The following is a 20202-nucleotide window of genomic DNA, read 5'->3' as shown; positions in this document are numbered from 1 at the left end:
TATTTTATCTGTTTAATACCGCATTCATTGGATTTTTAGAATTGTCTTCTATCGAATACATTCGCTCTTCGCGATACATTTCTTCACTTTCCTCATTAGCCAAATTTTCCTCTGCCAATTGTTTATCTATTAACCTTTGCAAGGCTACTTTTCTTCTTTCTTTTTCTTCCTGAACCTCAGCAATTTCTTCCTCTTTCTTCGTTACACTGATAATAATTCCAAGAGAGAAACACGTCATCCAGATCGAACTACCTCCACTACTAATCAACGGAAGTGTTTGTCCTGTTACCGGCAATAATTCAACCGCTACCGCCATATTTATCATCGCCTGAAATATCATCGGAAAACCGAGCCCGACGACGACTAATTTCCCAAATAGGGTAGTCGCTTTATGTGATGCGATCACAAATCGGAACAACAACAACAAGTACAAAACCAATATGGAAACTCCGCCCACCAAACCGTATTCTTCTACAACAATTGCATAAATAAAATCGGAAGAAGATTGTGGTAAGAAGTTTTTCTGAACACTTTTACCGGGGCCTAAACCGCCTAATCTTCCGGATGCAATTGCTATTTTTGCCTTCTCAATCTGATAGTCATCTTCATCTGGTTTGTCTGTCGTAAAGTTTTCAATACGACTTCCCCATGTACCTACCCTGCTAAAGAATCTGGAATCCGGAAATGCTTTTGCTATCAAAAGGAAAAACAATAACATCGCAATCCCTGAACCTATAATAAAGGCAATATATTTAATTGGATATTTACCAATGAAAGTCAACATAATTACCATTGAAAAAATCAACGCTGTCGTCGAAAAGTTGGCCGGTAAAATCAAGGCTAACGTAATAAAAACCGGAATCCATAATTGCACAAATGAAACCTGAAAAGGCTCTCCTTCTTCCTTCGTTTTAGACAAATAACGCGCTACATATATAAACAATACGATAGAGGCTAATGTTGATGTCTGAAACGTAATTCCGATAAACGGCACCTGAATCCAACGACTTGCATTGGCACCGGCAATAACCGTTCCTTTCAACAAGGTATAAAGCAATAAAATCCAAACTACCGGAAGCGCTATCTTAGAAATCGCTCTGAAATAATGATACGGTACTCGGTGCACCCAATAGATAATCAAGAATCCGATGCAAATGTGCGCCAAGTGTTTTACCAAATACCCCAACGTATTTCCGGTTCCATGACCAATATACGCCAGATTACTACTTGCACTAAAAACAGGCATAAACGAAAACAGCGCCAATAAAGCCACGAATGACCATATTACTCTGTCTCCTTTTAATTTGTTAACTAGTTCTTTCATAATCAAAATTTTGTTTAACGTTTTTTTGTTTCAGGTTTCAGGTTTCACGTTTCAGAACTTGAAACGTGAAACCTGAAACTTTAAACTTTTACAGGTTATGGACTGCTTGCTTAAACTGCTTCCCTCTGTCTTCGTAGCTTTCGAATAAATCGAAACTCGCACAAGCCGGAGATAATAAAACGGCATCTCCTTTTTCGGTTAGACGTTGGGCTGTTTTTACGGCATCGTTCATGTTGTTTACTTCTACCATGATATCAACCACATTACCAAACGCTTCTATGATTTTTCTATTGTCAATACCTAAACAGATAATTGCTTTTACTTTCTCACGAACCAATGACATCAATTCGTTGTAATCATTTCCTTTATCAACTCCACCAACAATCCATACCGTTGGAATATTCATACTGTCTAAAGCAAAAAAAGTAGCGTTTACATTTGTTGCTTTTGAATCGTTGATATATTGAACGTTTTGAATTTTCAATACTTTTTCTAAACGGTGTTCAACACCTTGAAAATTAGATAAACTTTCGCGAATCGTTGCATTTCTGATTTGCATCAATTTCGCTACAGAGCTTGCTGCCATTGCGTTTTTCATGTTATGTTTTCCTTCTAACGCAATGTGTTCGGTCTCCATTGTAAACTCTTCTTGGTTAATCTTTATTTCCATTTTGTTGTTGTTTATAGAAGCTCCTTCGTCCACTTTTTTAGTCAATGAAAAAGGAATTAATTTTGCTTTTGTTGTATTGTTCTTTAACCATTCTGCAATTGCCTCGTCGTCTGCATCGTAAATGAGATAATCACTTTCAGTCTGGTTCATTGTTATTCGAAACTTCGAATTGATATAATTTTCATACTTATATTCGTAGCGGTCTAAATGATCGGGACTAATATTTGTAATTATGGCTATATCGGGCCTGTAATCTATAATTCCATCCAGCTGAAAACTACTTAATTCGAGCACATAGGCATCAAACTTATTTTCGGCTACCTGCCAGGCAAAGCTTTTTCCGATGTTACCGCCCAAACCAACATTTAAACCAGCTGATTTTAACAGGTGATGGGTTAACATTGTCGTCGTTGTCTTTCCGTTACTTCCGGTGATCCCAATTGTTAAGGCTTCTGTAAAAGGTTTTGCAAACTCGATTTCCGAAATCACTTTAACTCCTGCTTCGATAAGCTTTTTTACTATCGGTGATTTCTCGGGAATTCCGGGGCTTTTCATGACCACGTCGGCATTCAAAATCAGGTTTTCGGTATGTTTCTCCTCTTCCCAGGCAATTCCGTTAATGACAAGAACTTCTTTGTAACTTTCCTTAATCTTTCCGAAATCGGATACAAAAACCTCATATCCTTTTTTCTTACCCAGAATAGCGGTACCTACACCACTTTCTCCTCCACCTAAAACTACTAGTCTCATACGCTGTACAATTAAAAATTGCAAATTAAAAATTAAAAAATCTTCTAAAATCTCAACTTTTAATCGATTTACTATTTTCCTTTTAAGGTTATTATAATTTTCGCCAGTATTCTACAAATTTCATCCGCTTCAGCATAAATACTCTCAAATTCATTTACAGAGATATAATCTGTTGCTTTTAATAATTTTAACCAATAAATTGTTTCTCTTGCTTCTTTATATGAAATTTCAAGCTTAAACAGAAACTCTTTATCTGAACGTCCTCCAATTGATTCTTCAACATTTGCTCCAATCGAAGTGCCACATCTTAAAATTTGTTTACTTAAAACAAATTCCTTTTTTACTGTAGTCAGATGCTTGTACAAGTTGATAATTCGTACTGCAAAAAGAAATGATTTATCCTGAATAACATTTTCTTTCATCCTCAACAACTACATCAATTTTTAATTTTTAATTTTTAATTCTCAATTTTTAATTTAAAATCTATCTTAGTTTTAAAGTAACGATTGATAATATGGCTAACATGATGGCAACAATCCAGAATCGGGTTACAATTTTACTTTCATGATATCCTTTTTTCTGATAGTGATGATGCAAAGGCGACATCAGGAAAATCCTGCGACCTTCACCGAAACGTTTTTTGGTAAACTTAAAATAACTCACTTGTAAAACCACTGAGAAATTCTCTACCAAAAAGATTCCGCACAATAAAGGAATCAGTAATTCTTTACGAACTGCAATGGCCAAAACAGCAATGATTCCACCAATCGTTAAACTTCCTGTATCTCCCATAAAAACAGAGGCGGGGTACGAATTGTACCAAAGAAATCCGATCAACGCTCCTACAAAAGCAGAAATAAAAACCGTCATTTCTCCCGAATTGGGGATATACATTATATTGAGATAATTTGAAAAAATTATATTTCCCGAAACAAACGTAAATATTCCGAGGGCGAGCACCGAAATCGCTGACGTTCCCGCAGCGAGCCCGTCTATTCCATCCGTCAGATTCGCACCATTGGAAACGGCTGTGATAATAAAAATAACTACCGGAATAAAAATCAACCAGGCCCATTTTTCATATCCTTCCCCTGTCCACGCTAAAAGTTCTGCATAATCAAACTCATTATTTTTAACGAAAGGAATGGTGGTTGCCGTTGATTTTTCCTCTACTGGTGTCGGTAAAACTACTGTCGTACCTGCAGTCTTGTAAATGTCCGTTCTTCCGGTATCCGTGCGCACTGTTACAGCAGGATTGAAATATAAAACCGCTCCTACAATAACTCCTAAACCTACCTGACCAATAACTTTAAAAATCCCTTTAAGGCCTTGTTTGTCTTTTTTGAATATTTTAATATAATCATCCACAAAACCAATTGTACCCATCCAAAGGGTTGTTACAATAAGCAATACGATGTAAATATTATGCAAACGTGCAAATAACAAAACCGGAACCAGCGTTGCAAAAATGATAATCAGTCCCCCCATTGTTGGAGTTCCCGCTTTTTCATTCTGACCTGCAAGACCTAACTCACGAACGGTTTCTCCCACTTGCTGATTGCGTAAAAAGTTAATAATTCTTTTTCCGTAAATCGTCGACAAAAGCAATGAAAGCATCAATGCCAAAGCCGATCTGAAAGTGATGTACTGAAAAACTCCCGTTCCCGGAATGTCTAACGTTTTGTCTAAATATTCAAATAAATAGTATAACATATCTTTTATTTTAAAATTCAATTTTTAAAATTCCAAATTCCAATAATGGTCTTTTCGAATTCTGAAACTGATTATTATTTGTTTAGTTGACCCAAAATTTCTTTTACAGTTTCCATATCGTCAAAATGATGACGTACCCCATTTATCTCCTGATAGGTTTCATGACCTTTTCCTGCAATCAGAATAATATCGTTTGGCTGTGCCAATTGACAAGCGGTTTTAATGGCTTGCTTACGATCTGTAATCCTTAATATTTTTTTATAATTATGACCGTCTACTCCTTGTTCCATTTCATCCAAAATCACTTCCGGATCTTCATTTCTTGGATTATCTGATGTTAAAATTGCTTTGTCACTAAGATCTGCAGCAATTTTGGCCATAATAGGTCTCTTTGTTTTGTCTCTGTTTCCACCACAACCCACAACTGTTATTAGCTGTTCGTTTTTAGTACGGATATCGTCAATCGTTTTTAAAACATTTTCCAAAGCATCCGGCGTATGTGCGTAATCCACCACTGCCGTAATATTCGTTTCAGAAACGATGTACTGAAAACGACCCGAAACACTTTCTAAATCAGACAGTAAGCGCAACGCCTCAAGGCTATCCATACCCAATTCAACAGCTGTTCCGTAAATCGCTAAAACATTGTATGCATTAAAAGTTCCGATTAGTTTTACCCAAACTTCATTGTCGTTTACTTTTAACAGCAAACCGGACAATTGACTTTCTAAAATCTGTGCTTTAAAATCAGCATAGGACTTCAAGGCATAAGTCAACTTTCTCGCCACTGTATTTTGCAACATTACAGTTCCGTTTTTATCATCAATGTTAGATAATGCGAAAGCTGATTTTGGCAACGAATCAAAAAATGATTTCTTAACATCTCTGTATTCTGCGAAAGTCGGATGATAATCTAAGTGATCGTGTGATAAATTAGTAAAAATCCCTCCCACAAAATGCAATGCTTCTGTTCGTTTTTGATGAATTCCATGTGAACTCACCTCCATAAAACAATGTGTCACTCCTGCTGCTGCCATTTCATTCAAATAATGATTAATGGTAATAGAATCCGGAGTAGTATGTGTTGCTTTATATTCTGTTTGGTCCACCATGATTTTTACAGTTGACAATAGACCTACTTTAAAACCTGCTTTTTCAAACAATTGAAACAATAAGGAAGCGATCGTTGTTTTTCCGTTTGTACCGGTTACCCCTACTAATTTTAACTTCTCAGAAGGATTTCCGAAATAATTAGCCGCCATAAAAGCCAACGCAGTATTAGTGTCAGCCACTTTAATATAGGTAATTCCTTTTTGAAGTTGCTCCGGTAATTCGTCACAAATAATTGCAATAGCACCTAATTCAATCGCTTTTTCAATAAAGTCATGCCCATTAGACAATGATCCGCGAATCGCTACAAAAACATCGTTTTGTTCTATTTTTCTGGAATCAAACTCAATTTTATGTATAGCAATTTCGGTCGAACCTGTTACGGACTCGATCGCTACTTTATATAATATGTCTTTCAGTATTTTCACGATAATTCTAATACTATTGTTTCGTTTTTACTAATATTTTGTCCAGCCTGCAAAGACTGTTTTTTTACTTTTCCTACCCCATTAACCTTTACTTTCAAACCCAGGTTTTCTAACAAGGCAATGGCATCCATTCCCGGCATTCCTTTTAAATCTGGAATCTGTTTTACTTTCTTCTCTGCTTTTGCGTAATACTCATTATAACTGTTATCCTGTTTTGGAATTCTGGAATCCAGTTTTTTGATTTTATTTGTTGAAGGGGCATCTGTAAATATTTTTTGGGCGATTCGTTTAAAAACCGGCCCTGCTACATCTGCTCCGTAATAATTATTTTTTGCTGTATTGGGTTTATGAACGACCACTATACAAGAATATTTAGGATGATCAGCCGGAAAATAACCCACAAAAGAAGAAGCATAATACATTCCTTCTTTTCCTGCTTTACCATAATTGACCTGAACCGTTCCTGTTTTACCAGCCATCGAAAAATCTTTGGAGTACAACTTAGCTCCTGTTCCCTTTTTCACCACATTAAGCATTACTGCTTTTAGTTTCTTAACCGTTTCCTCAGAGCATACTTTTGGATTTATAACTTCAACATCAAATTTTTTGATCGTTTTGTTCCATTCTTTAATTTCGGAAACAAACTGTGGTTTTACCATTACACCATTATTCGCTACTGAATTGTAAAATGTCAAAGTTTGCATAGGCGTAACCGAAACACTATATCCAAAAGCCATCCACGGAAGTGAAACCCCTGACCAGTTTTTGTCTCCGGGATGCGGAATAATTGCTCTTCCTTCTCCTTTAAAATGCAATCCTAATGTTTTATGCAATCCGAAATTTTTGATATGATCCACAAATTTCGACGGATTGTTTTTGTAATTGTCATAAACTGCCTGAACCATTACCGTGTTGGATGAAACCTCAAATCCTCTGGCCAGCGAAATTTTCCCGTAACCTCCTCTATGAGAATCACGAACGGCACGACCGTAATATCTTATTTCTCCGCCATGAGTATCGTAAACCGTACTTGTATCGGCTACTTTATCTTCTAAAATCGCCATTAAATCGACCAGTTTAAAAGTAGAACCCGGCTCATGAGACTCTGCTATAGCATAATTGGTCGTTTCATAATACGATCCGTCTTCTCCTCTTCCTAAATTGGAAATTGCTTTTACATGCCCCGTTTCAGTTTCCATAACCACAACACAACCGTGATCTGCTTCATAAGTTTCTAACTGTTTCAACAAAGCATGGTGCGCGATATCCTGAATAAAAACATCAATTGTCGAAATCACATCAAAACCGTCCTGAGGATCTACTTCGTTGACATCACGAATTGGTTTCCATTGTCCTTTGGCAATTTTTTGTTTTAAAATTTTACCGTCTTTTCCATTCAGATAACTTTTAAAAGCCCATTCAATTCCTTTACCCACTTCTATTCCTGTTGCCGGATCAATTCGGTCGTAACCAATTGTTCTTTCTGCAATTTTCCCGATTGGATGTTTTCTCACAGTTTCCTGCTCAATAATAATCCCTCCCTTGAAGGCTCCTAAATTGAATAATGGAAAACCTTTTATTTTTACATATTCGGTATAACTCAAATTGCGGGCAACCAAATAATAACGGTTTTTATTGGTTCTCGCTTTTCTTAATTCTTTTTCAAAATAGCTGCCGGATTTCCCTAAAACGGTTACTAATGAATCTGATAATGCTTTTACATACTTTTCAAAAGTTTCTGTCTTTGGTGTTTTGGCATCAAATCTAATCTCGTAATTAGGAACTGAGGTCGCCAGCAAACTTCCATCTGCCGAATAAATATTTCCTTTATTGGCCGGAATTACAAAATTCCTAACGGTACGCTGCTTTGCTAACTTTCTGTAATAATCTCCCTCAACCCATTGAATATTGGTTAATTTAACGACAATAGCAATCGCCATCAAAAAGATGAAAACTGCTACGAGGTAAATTCTGTAGGATATATGTTTATCGTCTACTGCCATATTCTTTTAAGGAAACTTTTTTCTTCTTCTTTTTCGACTTCTATTTTCACAGGAGGAACGGTTGATGGGAAAATTTGCTTCTCGAGCATTTTATCCGATATCGTTGACTCCATTTTCAACTTCATTAATTCTGAACGTCGATCTACAAATTCGGATCGCAATTCTTTTGCGTCGTTACTGAGCTTCGCAATCTCAAAAACCTTTTGTTCGTATCGCTGCGTATTCGCAATCATTATTATGGCAAGCAGTATAATAAAAACGATGAATCTCCAGTTTTTTACTGCATCATCATTTAAAAGAAACCTTGCTTTTAATATACTAAATACTCCACCTTTCATCTTACCTTATTATTATACCTTTTCAGCAATTCTTAATTTTGCGCTTCTTGCTCTGTTATTTATTTTAATTTCAGCATCATCAGGAACAATCAATTTGCCGATTGTTTTAAACGGAACAGAAAAATTTCCGTAAAAATCACGTTCCGGTTCTCCCTCAAACATTCCGTTTTTGATAAATCTTTTTACCAATCTGTCTTCTAAGGAGTGATACGATATTACTGAGAATCTTCCACCCGGATTTAAAATTTCTAACGATTGCTCGATAAACTCTTTCAAAACATCCATTTCCTGGTTGACCTCAATACGAATCGCCTGATACATTTGTGCCAAAATCTTATGACTCTTATGTGCCGGTAGAAATCTGCCTAAAACAAATTTCAATTGTTCTGTATTTTTAATCGGCTCTATTTCTCTTGCTTCAAGAATAGTTCTTGCAATTGCGGGTGCATTTTTTAATTCACCGTAATCATAAAAAACACGACGCAAGTCCTGTTCATCATATTCGTTTACCACTCGATAAGCATTCAAATCATTCTTCTGGCTCATTCTCATATCCAGTTCAGCATCAAAACGAGTTGAGAAACCTCTTTCCGCAACATCAAACTGATGAGACGAAACTCCTAAATCGGCCAAAATTCCATCTACTCCTTTAACACCATGAAAACGCAAAAACCTTTTTATAAATCTAAAGTTCTCATTAATTAAGGTAAACCTTTCGTCCGGCAATGCATTTGCAAGCGCATCTTCATCCTGATCGAAAGCAAATAATTTTCCGTTCGGTCCGAGTCTTTTCAAAATTTCTTTTGAATGACCACCGCCACCAAACGTAACATCCACATAAATGCCATCAGGTTTAATATTTAAACCATCAACTGTTGGATGAAGCAAAACCGGATTATGATATTCCATTGTCGTCGTCATTAATATTACCCATTACTTCTTCGGCCAGATCTGCAAAATCCATATCTTCGCCGCTTATTGATTTTTCGTATAAATCCTTGTCCCAAATCTCCACTATATTAACCGCCGATGAGAATACAACATCTTTAGAAATACTTGAAAAAGCCACCAAATCTTTTGGAACCAGTAACCTCCCCAATGCGTCAATTTCTACCACTTTAACTCCTGCAGTAAATCTTCTGATGAAATCATTGTTCTTTTTTACGAAACGATTCAACTTGTTGATTTTTTGCATCATCAAGTTCCACTCTTCCATCGGATACAACTCTAAACACGGTTGAAAAACAGAGCGCTTCAAGACAAACCCGTCCTGAAGGGAAGAAGCCAACTGCTTTTTCAAAGGTGCAGGCATCATTAGCCTCCCTTTAGCATCGACTTTACACTCATATGTTCCTACGATTGTGTTCAAAGAAATACTCACTATAGTTATACAGCAAAAATATAAAAAAAAATACCACATTCTACCACTTTGTACCACTTTGTTAATAAGTTTACCCACTTTCACCCCCTTACGCTTAATCACTACACAATCAATACTTTATATATAAAATATCTAACTGACATTATTGTTTAACAATTACAAAAAATACATAGTCTTTATCTTAAAAAACTAACTATTATGCAAAGATTTCAGAATTTGGCTACTACCCCAAAACCACCCCTAAAAGCTGGTAATTAGCCACTTAATAATTCGACAAAAATTATCTAGTTAAAAAAGGCTGGCAAAAATCCATATTTATTTATTTAACCCTATATTTGTCCAAATTGAAATTGGCATTAAATTAAATGGACAAAAACTACAAAAAAGAAGGCAAGTACAGCTATTATGAAGCTGGAGAAGGAACTCCTATCGTTATTTTACATGGTTTAATGGGGGGCCTAAGTAACTTTGATGCTGTAGCGCAATATTTTCCAACAAAAGGATACAAAGTTGTTATCCCTGATTTGCCAATATACACGCAGAGTATTTTAAAAACCAACGTAAAGAGCTTTGCGAAATACGTAAAAGACTTTATCACTTTTAAGGGTTTTGAAGAAGTTATCCTGTTAGGTAATTCACTTGGAGGACATATCGCACTTTACCACACCAAATTGTATCCCGAAAAGGTTAAAGGACTTGTAATTACCGGAAGCTCGGGACTTTATGAAAGTGCCATGGGTGACAGTTACCCAAAAAGAGGTGACTACGAATACATCAAAAAGAAAGCTGAAGATGTATTTTACGATCCAAAAATAGCTACTCCGGAATTAATTGATGAAGTATACGCTACGGTAAACGATCGCATCAAATTGATCAAAACACTTACCATTGCCAAAAGCGCCATTCGTCATAACATGGCAAAAGATTTACCAAAAATGACTACGGAAACCTGTATCATCTGGGGTAAAAACGATGCTGTAACCCCTCCAAATGTGGCCGAAGAATTTGACAAATTATTGCCTAATTCAACCTTGTATTGGATAGACAAATGTGGACATGCAGCTATGATGGAACACCCTCAGGAATTCAACACGCTTCTTGAAGATTGGCTTGTGAAAAAGAATTTATAGCACTCAACTTTCGACTTAAAAGAGGTTTTAAAACCAAACAACATGAAAATTAATACCGCCGAATTTATTGTCAGTAATTCTGATGTTACAAAATGTCCTCAGGATTTTTTGCCGGAATACGCTTTTATCGGCAGATCAAACGTTGGTAAATCATCCTTGATTAATATGATTACCAATCATAAAAACTTAGCTAAAACATCCGGAAGACCGGGAAAAACACAATTAATTAATCACTTTAAGATTAATAACAATTGGTTCCTTGTCGATTTACCAGGTTATGGCTACGCTAAAGTATCTAAGAAAACGAAATCGGTTTTTCAGCAATTTATTACGGATTACTTTGAAACAAGAGAACAATTGGTTTGTGCCTTTGTTTTGATTGATATTCGTCACGAAGCTCAAAAAATTGATATTGAGTTCATGTCATATATGGGTGAAAGCGAAATTCCGTTTTGCATCATTTTTACCAAGGCCGACAAAATCAGTAAAGTAAAAATTGACTCTCACGTTGCTGCTTACAAAAAACAAATGTTCGCCAACAACTGGGCCGAAATGCCACAATATTTCGTAACCTCCTCTACAGAATCGATCGGAAAAGAAGAACTCTTATCCTACATAGACGAAGTAAATCAGGAAGTATTCAAAAACAACTCAGGGTTTTAAAAAAACCTAAATTCCAATAAAAAAAATTCCAAATTCCAAATCCCAAATTCCAACCTATACAATTGGAATTTGGGATTTTTTTATTGGAATTTTTATCTATAGTTCTTCCGGGTCATCAATTAATTCTGTATCAGAAACTTTTATTTTATTGTTTAAAGATCTCCATTCTTTAAATATTAAAAATTGATACACAATATAAAACAAAGAATTAAAGAACCAAAAATCAAGTATAAAAGGTTCCGTAAAAATCACCGAGTCGGTATTACCACTTAGAAAAATACTCAAACTGCTGGCCAGATAAATTATCAACCCATTGCAGAGATACAAATACTCGTGCTTTGCCCTTTTAAAATTCTTTATTAAAAAGATTAAGGCATATATAATCAGCAATATCGAAGTCATTTCGATTTCAAGATAATTAAACTCCCAATAAAGCCCAGGTGTTTCATAATACTGCACTATCAAAATCATTAGGACCAATATCAAGCAATAAAGTACTATTCTTTTTAAAATAATATTCCGGAATAAATTATAAAAAAACACACTTAGAGCAATAAACTGAAAGAGAAAGTAATAATGTGAAAGAAAGAAATTAGATCCCGGAGAATAAAACCCAATAATATTACAGCATAATTCCTCTACAAACAAAAGAATCAAATAAACTGTAATTATTTGATACAGAAACCCCTTGTCCTTTCGTGTTCTAAAAAACAGAATACCGTTTATCAGCAAAAAAAATAATCCTGTAAGGCTTATAATAAATGGAAATAGCATACTATTAAAATTTTCTTAGACCGTCAACTATACCAGCGACAAGTTAATTTTACCCTTCTAAAACAACTTACAAAAAAGAAATATCATATAAAGTTAACAATAAATTTCCTCTAAAACCAAAGGCATGGTCATAAAATTCCAATATCTTAAATTTCAAATTCCAATAAAGGAAATCTCAAATTCCAAATCTTAAATTCCAAACTCTAATAAACAAAAATCCCAAATACCAATCATAGATTTGGAATTTGGGATTTAAAATATTGGAATTTACTTTGTCAGGTTTAGTTTTTCTGCGAAATAATCACAGAAATCTTTCATTGTATCTGCCATTTTTTCGTCGTCTGTAGCACGTTTAAAGGTGTCTGACATCGCGACCAAAGTCTGATGAAAGAAAATTTTCATTTCATCTACAGGCATATCTTTGGTCCATAAATCAATTCGCATGGTTTCTTTAGCTTTGCTGTCCCAGATTGACAACATAATTGCTTTGGCCTCTTCAGCCTGTACCCCACCGTCCTGAGCACTCCAGGTTAATTTTTCCGGAACACGGTTTTCGTCTAATTCTATATTGAATCTAATTTCTGAGTTTATTGTATCTGACATTATTTCTTAGGTTTATATTTTGACTTTTCGAAAATTTCTTTTGCATTTGTTTTTAATAATTCCGGCAACGTAACTTTATTATTCTTCATATAAGAACGCACCATTTGCCAGCCAATCCAAGCTCCGACTCTTCCAGGTGAATCATTATCAATTTCAAGAAAGAATTTTGAAAACGGCGCCGGTGCAATGAAACGGGTGTTTAGTTTTGGATCATCACTGTAGAGTATTTCATTTTCTATAAAATAACGCCACATATAACTTTCGTTTTCTTCACACCATTTTATTTGTTCGGGCGTATACCCCATTCTTTCCGCATCTGTATAACTTGGCAAAAGTAACTCTTTTGCATACAACTGTTTTCCTTCAAAGATCATCTGAGAAAGCAAACTATGATCCGGTGAAGACGGAATTTTTCTGAAAGCAAAACTGGAAACTACGTCCGGCATGATTTGTCTTTCTTCAAAATTCTGCTTCAGATAATTTGGAAACTCATAAAACTTATGCTCTTTTCCTAAATACAATTCTAACGAGACGATTACCAGACTATCCGCATAAATTGCTTTGGCCGTATAATCCATTTCTGCAATTACCGTAATTACTTTAGGTGTTTTAACTTCAGGAAAATAATATTTTATGTGTTGAAACAAACCGTTAAACTCTTCTCTTACCGGTTCAAAATTGGAGTATTTTTTCTCTACTTCCGTATATACTTCTCTCCAAATCGGATCCTGCATTTTTTTCAACCACACCGCATCGTCATTACCGGGTGGAAAAAAGAAAGGATATTGTCTTTTTATTTTGGCTAAATCTTCCGGTTTGGTTTCAAAAAACACTTTATCGAAACGTTCTACTTTAATATCAACGGGAATTTCTTCAACTTCTTTTTCGACTTTACTTTTTTGATCACAAGACAAAAAAAACAAGCACAGAAGCAGTACAAAGCGATAAATTTTCATTTTATTTTAATTAGATTTGTGTTGCTGGAATTCAAGCATTATTCATACTTAAAAATAATTCTGCAAATATACTCCTGTATCTTAAAACTTGACCTAATTATGACTAAAAAAAGCACTATTCAGACAGAAAAAGTAAATACTTATATCGTAGAGTGGCTAAAAGATTACGCTAATAAAGCAAAAGTAAACGGATTTGTAATTGGAATTTCGGGCGGAGTGGATTCTGCGGTTACTTCTACCTTATGCGCTCAGACAGGTTTAAAAGTTTTATGTGTTGAAATGCCGATTCATCAGGCAGAAAGTCAGGTTTCAAGAGGAAGAGAACATATTGAACAATTAAAGAAACGTTTCCCAAACGTTTCGAACACCCAAACCGATTTGACTGCAGCTTTTGAAGCTTTTAAAAGTGCTGCACCGCAAACAGAAGACGAAGCCAAAGTGAACTTATCATTGGCTAATACACGTGCTCGTTTGCGCATGTCTTCTTTATATTATTTAGCAGGAATTTACGGCCTTTTAGTTGCCGGAACCGGAAACAAAGTTGAGGACTTTGGTGTAGGATTTTATACCAAATATGGCGACGGCGGAGTCGATTTAAGCCCGATTGCCGACCTAATGAAGTCTGATGTTTACGCTCTTGGAGCATTTTTAGCAATTCCGGAGTCAATTTTAACAGCTGCGCCAACAGATGGGTTATTTGGCGACAACAGAACAGATGAAGACCAATTAGGAGCCAGTTATGACGAACTCGAATGGGCCATGTTAGCTGTCGAGTCAGGAAATACGGTAGCTGACTTCACAGGCAGGGAAAAAACCGTGTTTGAAATTTATAAACGTTTAAACACCAGCAACAAGCATAAAATGGATCCAATTCCGGTTTGTTTAGTGCCAAAAACGTTAAAATAAAACTTTTTAACATTTAGCATCAATTAATTACAGAATTTATTTATTAATTTTACCGTTCCAAAAAACATGAACAATTCTAAAAAGGTAAAATTATGATTAAAGTATGTCTAGCAGACAATCATCCTGTGACGCACTTTGGCGTTAAGTCTTATTTTAAAGACCACGATCAAATTTCAATTGTTGCCAATGTCGGCAATTTTTCAATGGTTAGAGATATTCTTCAAACGAAGGAGATTGACATTCTAATTCTGGACTTAGAATTAGAAGGACTTTCAAGCATCTTTGAAGTAAAATCTATCCTAAAAAATTTCCCAAAGACAAAAATTGTGATTTTCAGCGATCTGGCTGAACAAATGTATGCTCCAAATGCTATTAAAGCAGGAGTTTCCGGTTATGTACACAAAACAGAAAAACTTGAAACATTAGGTCTTTCTATTATTAAAGTACACGAAGGAAAAATTATTATCAACGAAACTGTTCGCAAAAACATGGCACTTATTGCTAAACAAAGCAAAAGCGAACGTCTTTACAGAAAACTTTCGAATCGTGAAATTGAGGTTTTACGTTACTTAAGCGATGGTAAGAAAAACAACGAAATCTCTAAAATCTTAAATCTGAACGAAAAAACGATCAGTACTTACAAATTAAGATTATTGACCAAATTAAATGTTACTAATCTGGTTGACTTAGTTAATAAGGCTAAGACTTTAGAAATTATTTAATGGTATCGCGACATTACTCTTCCTAGTTTTTTCGCAAAAGAATTAACCAATTTTGAGTAATCAACGATAGCTGACAAAAGCTCTGTATTATCTGAATTTTCAGGTCGTATAGAGCTTTTTAATTCTTCGATAATTCGATCAACCAGGTACCAACGCATTGACATAATTGTTTCCGTAACATATTGTCCGATACTGGCATGTTTCTCTTTTGCAAAGATATTTTGCCCCTCCCAGTTGTGTAACGTTACTTTTTCATCTTCCATCAAAATATCGGTTACTTCTTGTGCAAATTCAGGTTGTAGTCGCATTAAATATTGCTCCAAACTAAATTTACTGTTCTGATTGTAAAAACCAATCAAATCAGTAAAAATATTCTGAAATAATCCATTCGAAAGTTCCACCTCATCTTCCTGTAAACTCAGATAGATACGCTCGAATACTTTATACTCTTTCTTTTCAGAAACCATAATGATCTCGCCTTCCTCATTACTTTTCAGAAGTACATCTTCAAATTCCTCTGTTTTATCACCGTAAAGCAGCAAAATTTCAATTACTTTTCGTTCTAAACGGTACAGTATATCTACTTTTTCAGAGGGTGGTGGAGGTTGTTCCATGTCTCCCGGAAAAGTAGGATCATCATAATACCTTGGATCATCTGGCGGGTAACTGTTTCGATGAACCTCAAACGCTTTTTGTTCCTGTTTTTGTTTTTTATGGGTATCTGTAATTTCTTTCTGCGTAAGCTGTGCAAGCGTACTCACTAACACCTGCTCGGAAATGTCCATGATTCTGGCACATTCCTGTGTATACACTTCACGCTGAATTCGATCCGGAATCTTAGAAATACTGGTAACCATATCCCGAATCAAATCGGCTTTTTTTATAGGGTCGTTTTTAGCTTCACCCATCAAAATGGAAGCTTTAAACTGTATAAAATCTTTACTGTTTTCTTCTAAATAAGCTACTAAGGCGTCATGCGAATTCTTTCGGGCAAAACTGTCCGGATCTTCCCCATCAGGAAAACCGCACACCCTTACATTCATTCCTTCCTCCAGAATCAAATCGATTCCACGAATAGAAGCGCGTAATCCCGCCGCATCACCATCAAAAAGAACCGTAATATTTTTGGTCAGACGATTGATTAATCTAATCTGATCCGGTGTTAAAGCTGTTCCTGAAGAGGCGACAACATTCTCTATTCCCGCTTGGTTAAACTGAATTACGTCTGTATAGCCTTCAACTAAATAACAATTGTTTTGTTTGGCAATTGCTTGTTTGGCCTGGAAAATCCCGTAAAGGACTTTACTTTTATGGTAAATATCACTTTCAGGTGAATTTAGATATTTAGCAGCTTTTTTATCGTTCGTTAAAATACGTCCTCCAAAACCCAAAACACGTCCTGACATGCTTTCGATAGGAAACATTACACGCCCCTTAAAACGGTCAAAAGGCCGATCTTCTCTTGGAATTGTCAGTCCGGTGCTTTCCAGAAATTCCAGTTTGTACCCTTTACCCAAAGCTTCTTTGGTCAGGGCATCCCAGGTTTCGGGTGAATATCCTAAATTAAATTTCTTTATTGTTTCGGCAGTAAACCCTCTTTCTTTAAAGTACGAAAGTCCAATGGCTTTGCCTTCTTCTGAATTTAAAAGTGTTTTATGAAAATATTCTTTTGCAAATTCCGAAACCAAATACATACTTTCACGAACATCTGTAATTGCTTTTTCTGCATCCGTTTGCTCTGTCTCTTCAATTTCAATATTGTATTTTCTAGCCAGATATCGAATGGCTTCGGGATAGGTAAACTGAGAATGTTCCATCAGGAATTTAACCGAGTTCCCTCCTTTTCCGGTACTAAAATCTTTCCAGATTCCTTTTGCGGGCGACACCATAAACGACGGAGAGCGTTCGTCTGAAAAAGGACTCAGTCCTTTAAAATTACTTCCGGCCCGCTTTAAATTGACAAAATCACCAATAACCTCCTCTACACGAGCAGTTTCAAAAACGGTGTCAATTGTATTTTGTGAAATCAAAATGTAATATATTTTAAAAATTTGAAGTCAGTAAAAGTACATAAATCAATCTTTAAATCTGCTGATTTTGCACAAAAAAAGCGTCCCTTCCGAGACGCCTTCCGACTAACTAAACGTAATCTCATACTTAATTCAAATCAAAACGTAATCCTAGCGAAATGTTATTCTCTTTCACTAAGTTATCCTTAAACAACGGATTCAAATCGTATTTTAAATACAAACTGATATCTCGGTATCCGACGTAAGAACTTAATCCGTAAATAAAATTATTGACATTATAATCGCCTTTTATAGTTGTTTTATATTTTAAATCTTCTTCTTCAAATTTTAGAATCTGTTTCGATTTTACATTAATTCCGGCATAACCTCCAACACCAAATCGGAAACTTTTATGGGTTCTGAAATAGGTTTTTCCGTCTTTTACTTTTGGTTTCGTAAAATCAAATTCTAAGTGTACCGGCAAAACGATATATACATTTCTAAAACGAGATTCGCTTAAATTTACAGCATTGATTTCCAAATTAGTCTGATCTCCGTCTACCACAAAACTGCGGTTTTTTGTCGGGCGAATATTGTTGTACATTAAAGACAAACCGTATTTAGCATGTAATAAATTATCGTTTTTCATCAGTCTGGTGTTATAGGTAAAACCCCATTCATAAAAATGTGAACCTATAAAACTGTAATTCGAATCCTGAAGTTTCCCGTCAATCATCATGTTGTTTAGACCCGTCGCAAATACAAACTGTGACGTTGTTCTCTTTTCACCACGAATTGAATCTTTATTGCATTTGTCTCTTTCCCAACGAATCATATAAATGCGGGACGAATCTTGTTCTTTGATTTTTCCATCTACTTTTTGCTGCACTAAATCGTTAAGTTCGTTCTGTGCCAAAGTCACTTTTTCCTCGATGATTACTGCTCTGGCTTCTGCTAATTCTTTTTTGCGTTTGTCTGCTTGTTCTTGTGTTATCTTTCCTTCAGACAATTGAACGTTTACAGCTTCAACTTCTTCTTTCAGAATTTTCTTTTGTTCTTTGGTGACCCTTTCTATTTTTCTGGCAATACTTGACGCTTTCGACTCAAAAGTTTCCTGTCCCAGCACTTTGCTGACAAATAAAAAAACCAGGATAACGAGGTATAGGGTAAAATTTTTCATGATTGGTGATTTTTGATTGATGAATGGTGATTAATGATTGATGATTTTAGATTGTAGATTTTAGATTGATGGCTCTTAAGCACCACTAATCCTGTTGATTACGGTTTGCTAATGCTCCTTTTACGGTTTGATAATTTTTATTCACCTTCGTGATTACTTTTTCTCTGAACGAAAGCTCTAGTTCACCATCGACCTGTTGCAGCAAATCATTGGCATTGACTTTTACTTTAGCTTTTGTTTTAACCGTATTCTCTGCTACAATTGTTTTTTCTGCTGTATTTAACAGCACTTCTACCGCTTCGTTTTTTTGTTTTTCCGAGGCAGGTATTTGTTGATTGACTGCTTGTGATTGTTGATTGTTGATTGAAGACTCCGCTACTTGTTTTTCATTGTTTTTGGTTATTTTACTTAATTTTTCATTTGAAATTTTCTCTGTGTTTTTTGAATGCTGTGCATTCTGAATTGCCGTTTTTTCTGAGACTACAACTTCTTTTTTATCTAAAACTACATTTAGTACATTTTTCTTTTCTATTGTATCTTTTGGACTGTTTTCCTCAACAACAACAACATTCTTCACAGGCGTTTCAATAACACTTTTCTTTTGATTAAAAAAGAATGTCCCTACCAATAAAAACCCGACAATGCTGGCTGCGATATAAAGACCTCTTTTCCTCAAAGCCAGAAATGAGCGAGATCGAACTACAGGCTCCTCTTTCTCCGCAACATTCAACATAGCGTCTAATCGATCCCAGGCTTTGTCGCTTGGTTCAATCTTGCGTTGGTTTAGCTTTTCACGGAAATCCTTTTCAAAATTATTCGGTTCCATTGTCTTGTTTTTTTACTATTTTAATTTGTGTTTGCAGCATTTTTCTAGCGTGCGATAATTGCGATTTTGATGTTCCTTCACTAATTCCTAACATCTTCGCTATTTCATTGTGTTTGTATCCTTCGATCGCATATAAGTTGAAAACCATTTTATAGCCGTCCGGTAAAGCGTCTATTAAAAACTGGATCTGCTCTATCGAAAACTGGCTGTCTATGGCATTAAAACTTTCTTCTATATAAATCTCGTCTTCAACAAATTTTACTTTTTTCTGAACTCTTAAATACGAGATACATTCGTTGACCATAATCCGTCGGATCCAACCTTCAAAACTTCCTTTGTGCTCAAACTTGTTTAGGTGTGTAAACACTTTCATAAAAGCAGTTATCATTACATCTTCCGCCAACTGAATATCCTTTATATATTGCCTGCAGACACTCAGCATTTTTGGAGAAAACCTACCGTAAATCTGCTGTTGCGCTTGTCGATTGTTTTCGACAGCTAACTTTATGATTTTGGTTTCTTCCTGATGTAACTGAATAATTTTCATTAATAAGCGTTCTGGTTTTGGTTTTGAAATAGTCTTCTATTAGCATAGACGATTGAAGCTGTAAAATGGTTGCATCGAAATAGTGAAATTTAAATTCCAAACTTTTAAAATTCCAAATTCCAATCTTACAGTGCTTATTTTTAAAGAGATAAGCGTTTTTTGTTAAATT

At 35.4% G+C, this 20202-nt stretch carries 19 protein-coding genes; 4 read left to right on the top strand and 15 right to left on the bottom strand.

Annotated elements, in window-relative coordinates:
* Positions 1-4: 4 nt before the first annotated feature.
* The 9 genes from ACHRV3_RS08240 to ACHRV3_RS08200 all read right to left on the bottom strand — a co-directional run bounded on the left by ACHRV3_RS08240 (position 5) and on the right by ACHRV3_RS08200 (position 9705).
* The gene (locus ACHRV3_RS08240) at positions 5-1324 is read right to left on the bottom strand and encodes an FtsW/RodA/SpoVE family cell cycle protein (protein ID WP_395433913.1); all 1320 of its coding nucleotides are present in this window, start codon (positions 1322-1324) and stop codon (positions 5-7) included.
* Between the two features lie 88 nt (positions 1325-1412).
* Positions 1413-2744 (bottom strand): UDP-N-acetylmuramoyl-L-alanine--D-glutamate ligase, encoded by a 1332-nt coding sequence (gene murD / locus ACHRV3_RS08235; protein WP_047778385.1) that lies wholly within the window; start codon positions 2742-2744, stop codon positions 1413-1415.
* A 71-nt stretch (positions 2745-2815) separates the two neighbouring features.
* On the bottom strand, positions 2816-3166 hold the full coding sequence (locus tag ACHRV3_RS08230) for a four helix bundle protein (RefSeq protein ID WP_395433912.1): 351 nt from the start codon (positions 3164-3166) through the stop codon (positions 2816-2818).
* Positions 3167-3227: 61 nt separating this feature from the next.
* Entirely contained in the window at positions 3228-4457 is a 1230-nt protein-coding gene (gene mraY / locus ACHRV3_RS08225; protein ID WP_047778383.1) for a phospho-N-acetylmuramoyl-pentapeptide-transferase, read from the bottom strand.
* Between the two features lie 74 nt (positions 4458-4531).
* Positions 4532-5995 (bottom strand): UDP-N-acetylmuramoyl-L-alanyl-D-glutamate--2,6-diaminopimelate ligase, encoded by a 1464-nt coding sequence (locus ACHRV3_RS08220; RefSeq protein ID WP_395433911.1) that lies wholly within the window; start codon positions 5993-5995, stop codon positions 4532-4534.
* On the bottom strand, positions 5992-7998 hold the full coding sequence (locus ACHRV3_RS08215) for a penicillin-binding protein (RefSeq protein WP_395433909.1): 2007 nt from the start codon (positions 7996-7998) through the stop codon (positions 5992-5994). The genes ACHRV3_RS08220 and ACHRV3_RS08215 overlap by 4 nt, the downstream gene beginning before the upstream one ends.
* On the bottom strand, positions 7989-8336 hold the full coding sequence (locus tag ACHRV3_RS08210) for an FtsL-like putative cell division protein (protein ID WP_047778380.1): 348 nt from the start codon (positions 8334-8336) through the stop codon (positions 7989-7991). The genes ACHRV3_RS08215 and ACHRV3_RS08210 overlap by 10 nt, the downstream gene beginning before the upstream one ends.
* A gap of 12 nt (positions 8337-8348) precedes the next feature.
* Positions 8349-9257: a 16S rRNA (cytosine(1402)-N(4))-methyltransferase RsmH gene (gene rsmH, locus ACHRV3_RS08205; protein ID WP_205625364.1), complete on the bottom strand. Its 909-nt coding sequence runs from the start codon at positions 9255-9257 to the stop codon at positions 8349-8351.
* Positions 9232-9705, bottom strand: a complete 474-nt coding sequence (locus ACHRV3_RS08200) for a division/cell wall cluster transcriptional repressor MraZ (RefSeq protein ID WP_047778421.1) — start codon at positions 9703-9705, stop codon at positions 9232-9234. Before ACHRV3_RS08200 ends, rsmH begins: the two co-directional genes overlap by 26 nt.
* A 377-nt stretch (positions 9706-10082) precedes the next feature.
* Here ACHRV3_RS08200 and ACHRV3_RS08195 point away from each other — a divergent pair, with 377 nt between their 5' ends.
* Complete coding sequence (locus ACHRV3_RS08195; RefSeq protein WP_047778379.1) at positions 10083-10847, top strand: alpha/beta fold hydrolase; 765 nt, start codon at positions 10083-10085, stop codon at positions 10845-10847.
* A gap of 42 nt (positions 10848-10889) precedes the next feature.
* The gene (gene yihA / locus ACHRV3_RS08190; RefSeq protein WP_047778378.1) at positions 10890-11510 is read left to right on the top strand and encodes a ribosome biogenesis GTP-binding protein YihA/YsxC; all 621 of its coding nucleotides are present in this window, start codon (positions 10890-10892) and stop codon (positions 11508-11510) included.
* 1041 nt (positions 11511-12551) lie between these two features.
* On the opposite strand, the gene gldC is transcribed toward yihA, so the two are convergent.
* Together gldC and gldB are read right to left on the bottom strand one after the other, a co-directional pair.
* The gene (gldC, locus tag ACHRV3_RS08185) at positions 12552-12887 is read right to left on the bottom strand and encodes a gliding motility protein GldC (RefSeq protein WP_047778376.1); all 336 of its coding nucleotides are present in this window, start codon (positions 12885-12887) and stop codon (positions 12552-12554) included.
* The gene (gene gldB / locus ACHRV3_RS08180; RefSeq protein ID WP_395426985.1) at positions 12887-13843 is read right to left on the bottom strand and encodes a gliding motility lipoprotein GldB; all 957 of its coding nucleotides are present in this window, start codon (positions 13841-13843) and stop codon (positions 12887-12889) included. The genes gldC and gldB overlap by 1 nt, the downstream gene beginning before the upstream one ends.
* 99 nt (positions 13844-13942) lie before the next feature.
* On the opposite strand from gldB, the gene nadE reads away from it, so the two are divergent.
* Both nadE and ACHRV3_RS08170 read left to right on the top strand, forming a co-directional pair.
* Positions 13943-14749 carry an NAD(+) synthase gene (gene nadE / locus ACHRV3_RS08175; RefSeq protein WP_395433908.1) on the top strand — a complete coding sequence of 269 codons (807 nt, stop codon included), beginning with the start codon at positions 13943-13945 and terminating at the stop codon, positions 14747-14749.
* Between the two features lie 92 nt (positions 14750-14841).
* Entirely contained in the window at positions 14842-15471 is a 630-nt protein-coding gene (locus tag ACHRV3_RS08170) for a response regulator transcription factor (RefSeq protein WP_026730588.1), read from the top strand.
* Here ACHRV3_RS08170 and dnaG read toward each other — a convergent pair.
* The 4 genes from dnaG to ACHRV3_RS08150 all read right to left on the bottom strand — a co-directional run bounded on the left by dnaG (position 15468) and on the right by ACHRV3_RS08150 (position 20033).
* Positions 15468-17501, bottom strand: a complete 2034-nt coding sequence (dnaG, locus tag ACHRV3_RS08165; protein ID WP_230004610.1) for a DNA primase — start codon at positions 17499-17501, stop codon at positions 15468-15470. The genes ACHRV3_RS08170 and dnaG overlap by 4 nt on opposite strands.
* A 127-nt stretch (positions 17502-17628) precedes the next feature.
* Complete coding sequence (locus ACHRV3_RS08160) at positions 17629-18660, bottom strand: hypothetical protein (RefSeq protein WP_395433907.1); 1032 nt, start codon at positions 18658-18660, stop codon at positions 17629-17631.
* Positions 18661-18745: 85 nt separating this feature from the next.
* Positions 18746-19486, bottom strand: a complete 741-nt coding sequence (locus ACHRV3_RS08155) for a hypothetical protein (protein WP_395433906.1) — start codon at positions 19484-19486, stop codon at positions 18746-18748.
* Positions 19473-20033: an RNA polymerase sigma factor gene (locus ACHRV3_RS08150; protein WP_395433905.1), complete on the bottom strand. Its 561-nt coding sequence runs from the start codon at positions 20031-20033 to the stop codon at positions 19473-19475. The genes ACHRV3_RS08155 and ACHRV3_RS08150 overlap by 14 nt, the downstream gene beginning before the upstream one ends.
* Positions 20034-20202: the final 169 nt, after the last annotated feature.

The organism is Flavobacterium sp. FlaQc-49 (assembly GCF_044005985.1).
Classification (GTDB): domain Bacteria; phylum Bacteroidota; class Bacteroidia; order Flavobacteriales; family Flavobacteriaceae; genus Flavobacterium; species Flavobacterium cupriresistens.
The sequence above is the reverse complement of the archived record's forward strand: the minus strand, read 5'-3'. Positions and strand labels throughout refer to the sequence as shown.

What these genes read in the sequence shown, in the direction of transcription:
- ACHRV3_RS08215 (WP_395433909.1), bottom strand. Translation starts at nt 7,998, where the DNA reads ATGGCAGTAGACGATAAACATATATCCTACAGAATTTACCTCGTAGCA.
- ACHRV3_RS08160 (WP_395433907.1), bottom strand. Translation starts at nt 18,660, where the DNA reads ATGAAAAATTTTACCCTATACCTCGTTATCCTGGTTTTTTTATTTGTC.
- ACHRV3_RS08170 (WP_026730588.1), top strand. Translation starts at nt 14,842, where the DNA reads ATGATTAAAGTATGTCTAGCAGACAATCATCCTGTGACGCACTTTGGC.
- ACHRV3_RS08240 (WP_395433913.1), bottom strand. Translation starts at nt 1,324, where the DNA reads ATGAAAGAACTAGTTAACAAATTAAAAGGAGACAGAGTAATATGGTCA.
- ACHRV3_RS08195 (WP_047778379.1), top strand. Translation starts at nt 10,083, where the DNA reads ATGGACAAAAACTACAAAAAAGAAGGCAAGTACAGCTATTATGAAGCT.
- gldC (WP_047778376.1), bottom strand. Translation starts at nt 12,887, where the DNA reads ATGTCAGATACAATAAACTCAGAAATTAGATTCAATATAGAATTAGAC.
- ACHRV3_RS08230 (WP_395433912.1), bottom strand. Translation starts at nt 3,166, where the DNA reads ATGAAAGAAAATGTTATTCAGGATAAATCATTTCTTTTTGCAGTACGA.
- mraY (WP_047778383.1), bottom strand. Translation starts at nt 4,457, where the DNA reads ATGTTATACTATTTATTTGAATATTTAGACAAAACGTTAGACATTCCG.
- nadE (WP_395433908.1), top strand. Translation starts at nt 13,943, where the DNA reads ATGACTAAAAAAAGCACTATTCAGACAGAAAAAGTAAATACTTATATC.
- ACHRV3_RS08155 (WP_395433906.1), bottom strand. Translation starts at nt 19,486, where the DNA reads ATGGAACCGAATAATTTTGAAAAGGATTTCCGTGAAAAGCTAAACCAA.
- gldB (WP_395426985.1), bottom strand. Translation starts at nt 13,843, where the DNA reads ATGAAAATTTATCGCTTTGTACTGCTTCTGTGCTTGTTTTTTTTGTCT.
- ACHRV3_RS08210 (WP_047778380.1), bottom strand. Translation starts at nt 8,336, where the DNA reads ATGAAAGGTGGAGTATTTAGTATATTAAAAGCAAGGTTTCTTTTAAAT.
- murD (WP_047778385.1), bottom strand. Translation starts at nt 2,744, where the DNA reads ATGAGACTAGTAGTTTTAGGTGGAGGAGAAAGTGGTGTAGGTACCGCT.
- rsmH (WP_205625364.1), bottom strand. Translation starts at nt 9,257, where the DNA reads ATGACGACGACAATGGAATATCATAATCCGGTTTTGCTTCATCCAACA.
- yihA (WP_047778378.1), top strand. Translation starts at nt 10,890, where the DNA reads ATGAAAATTAATACCGCCGAATTTATTGTCAGTAATTCTGATGTTACA.
- ACHRV3_RS08150 (WP_395433905.1), bottom strand. Translation starts at nt 20,033, where the DNA reads ATGAAAATTATTCAGTTACATCAGGAAGAAACCAAAATCATAAAGTTA.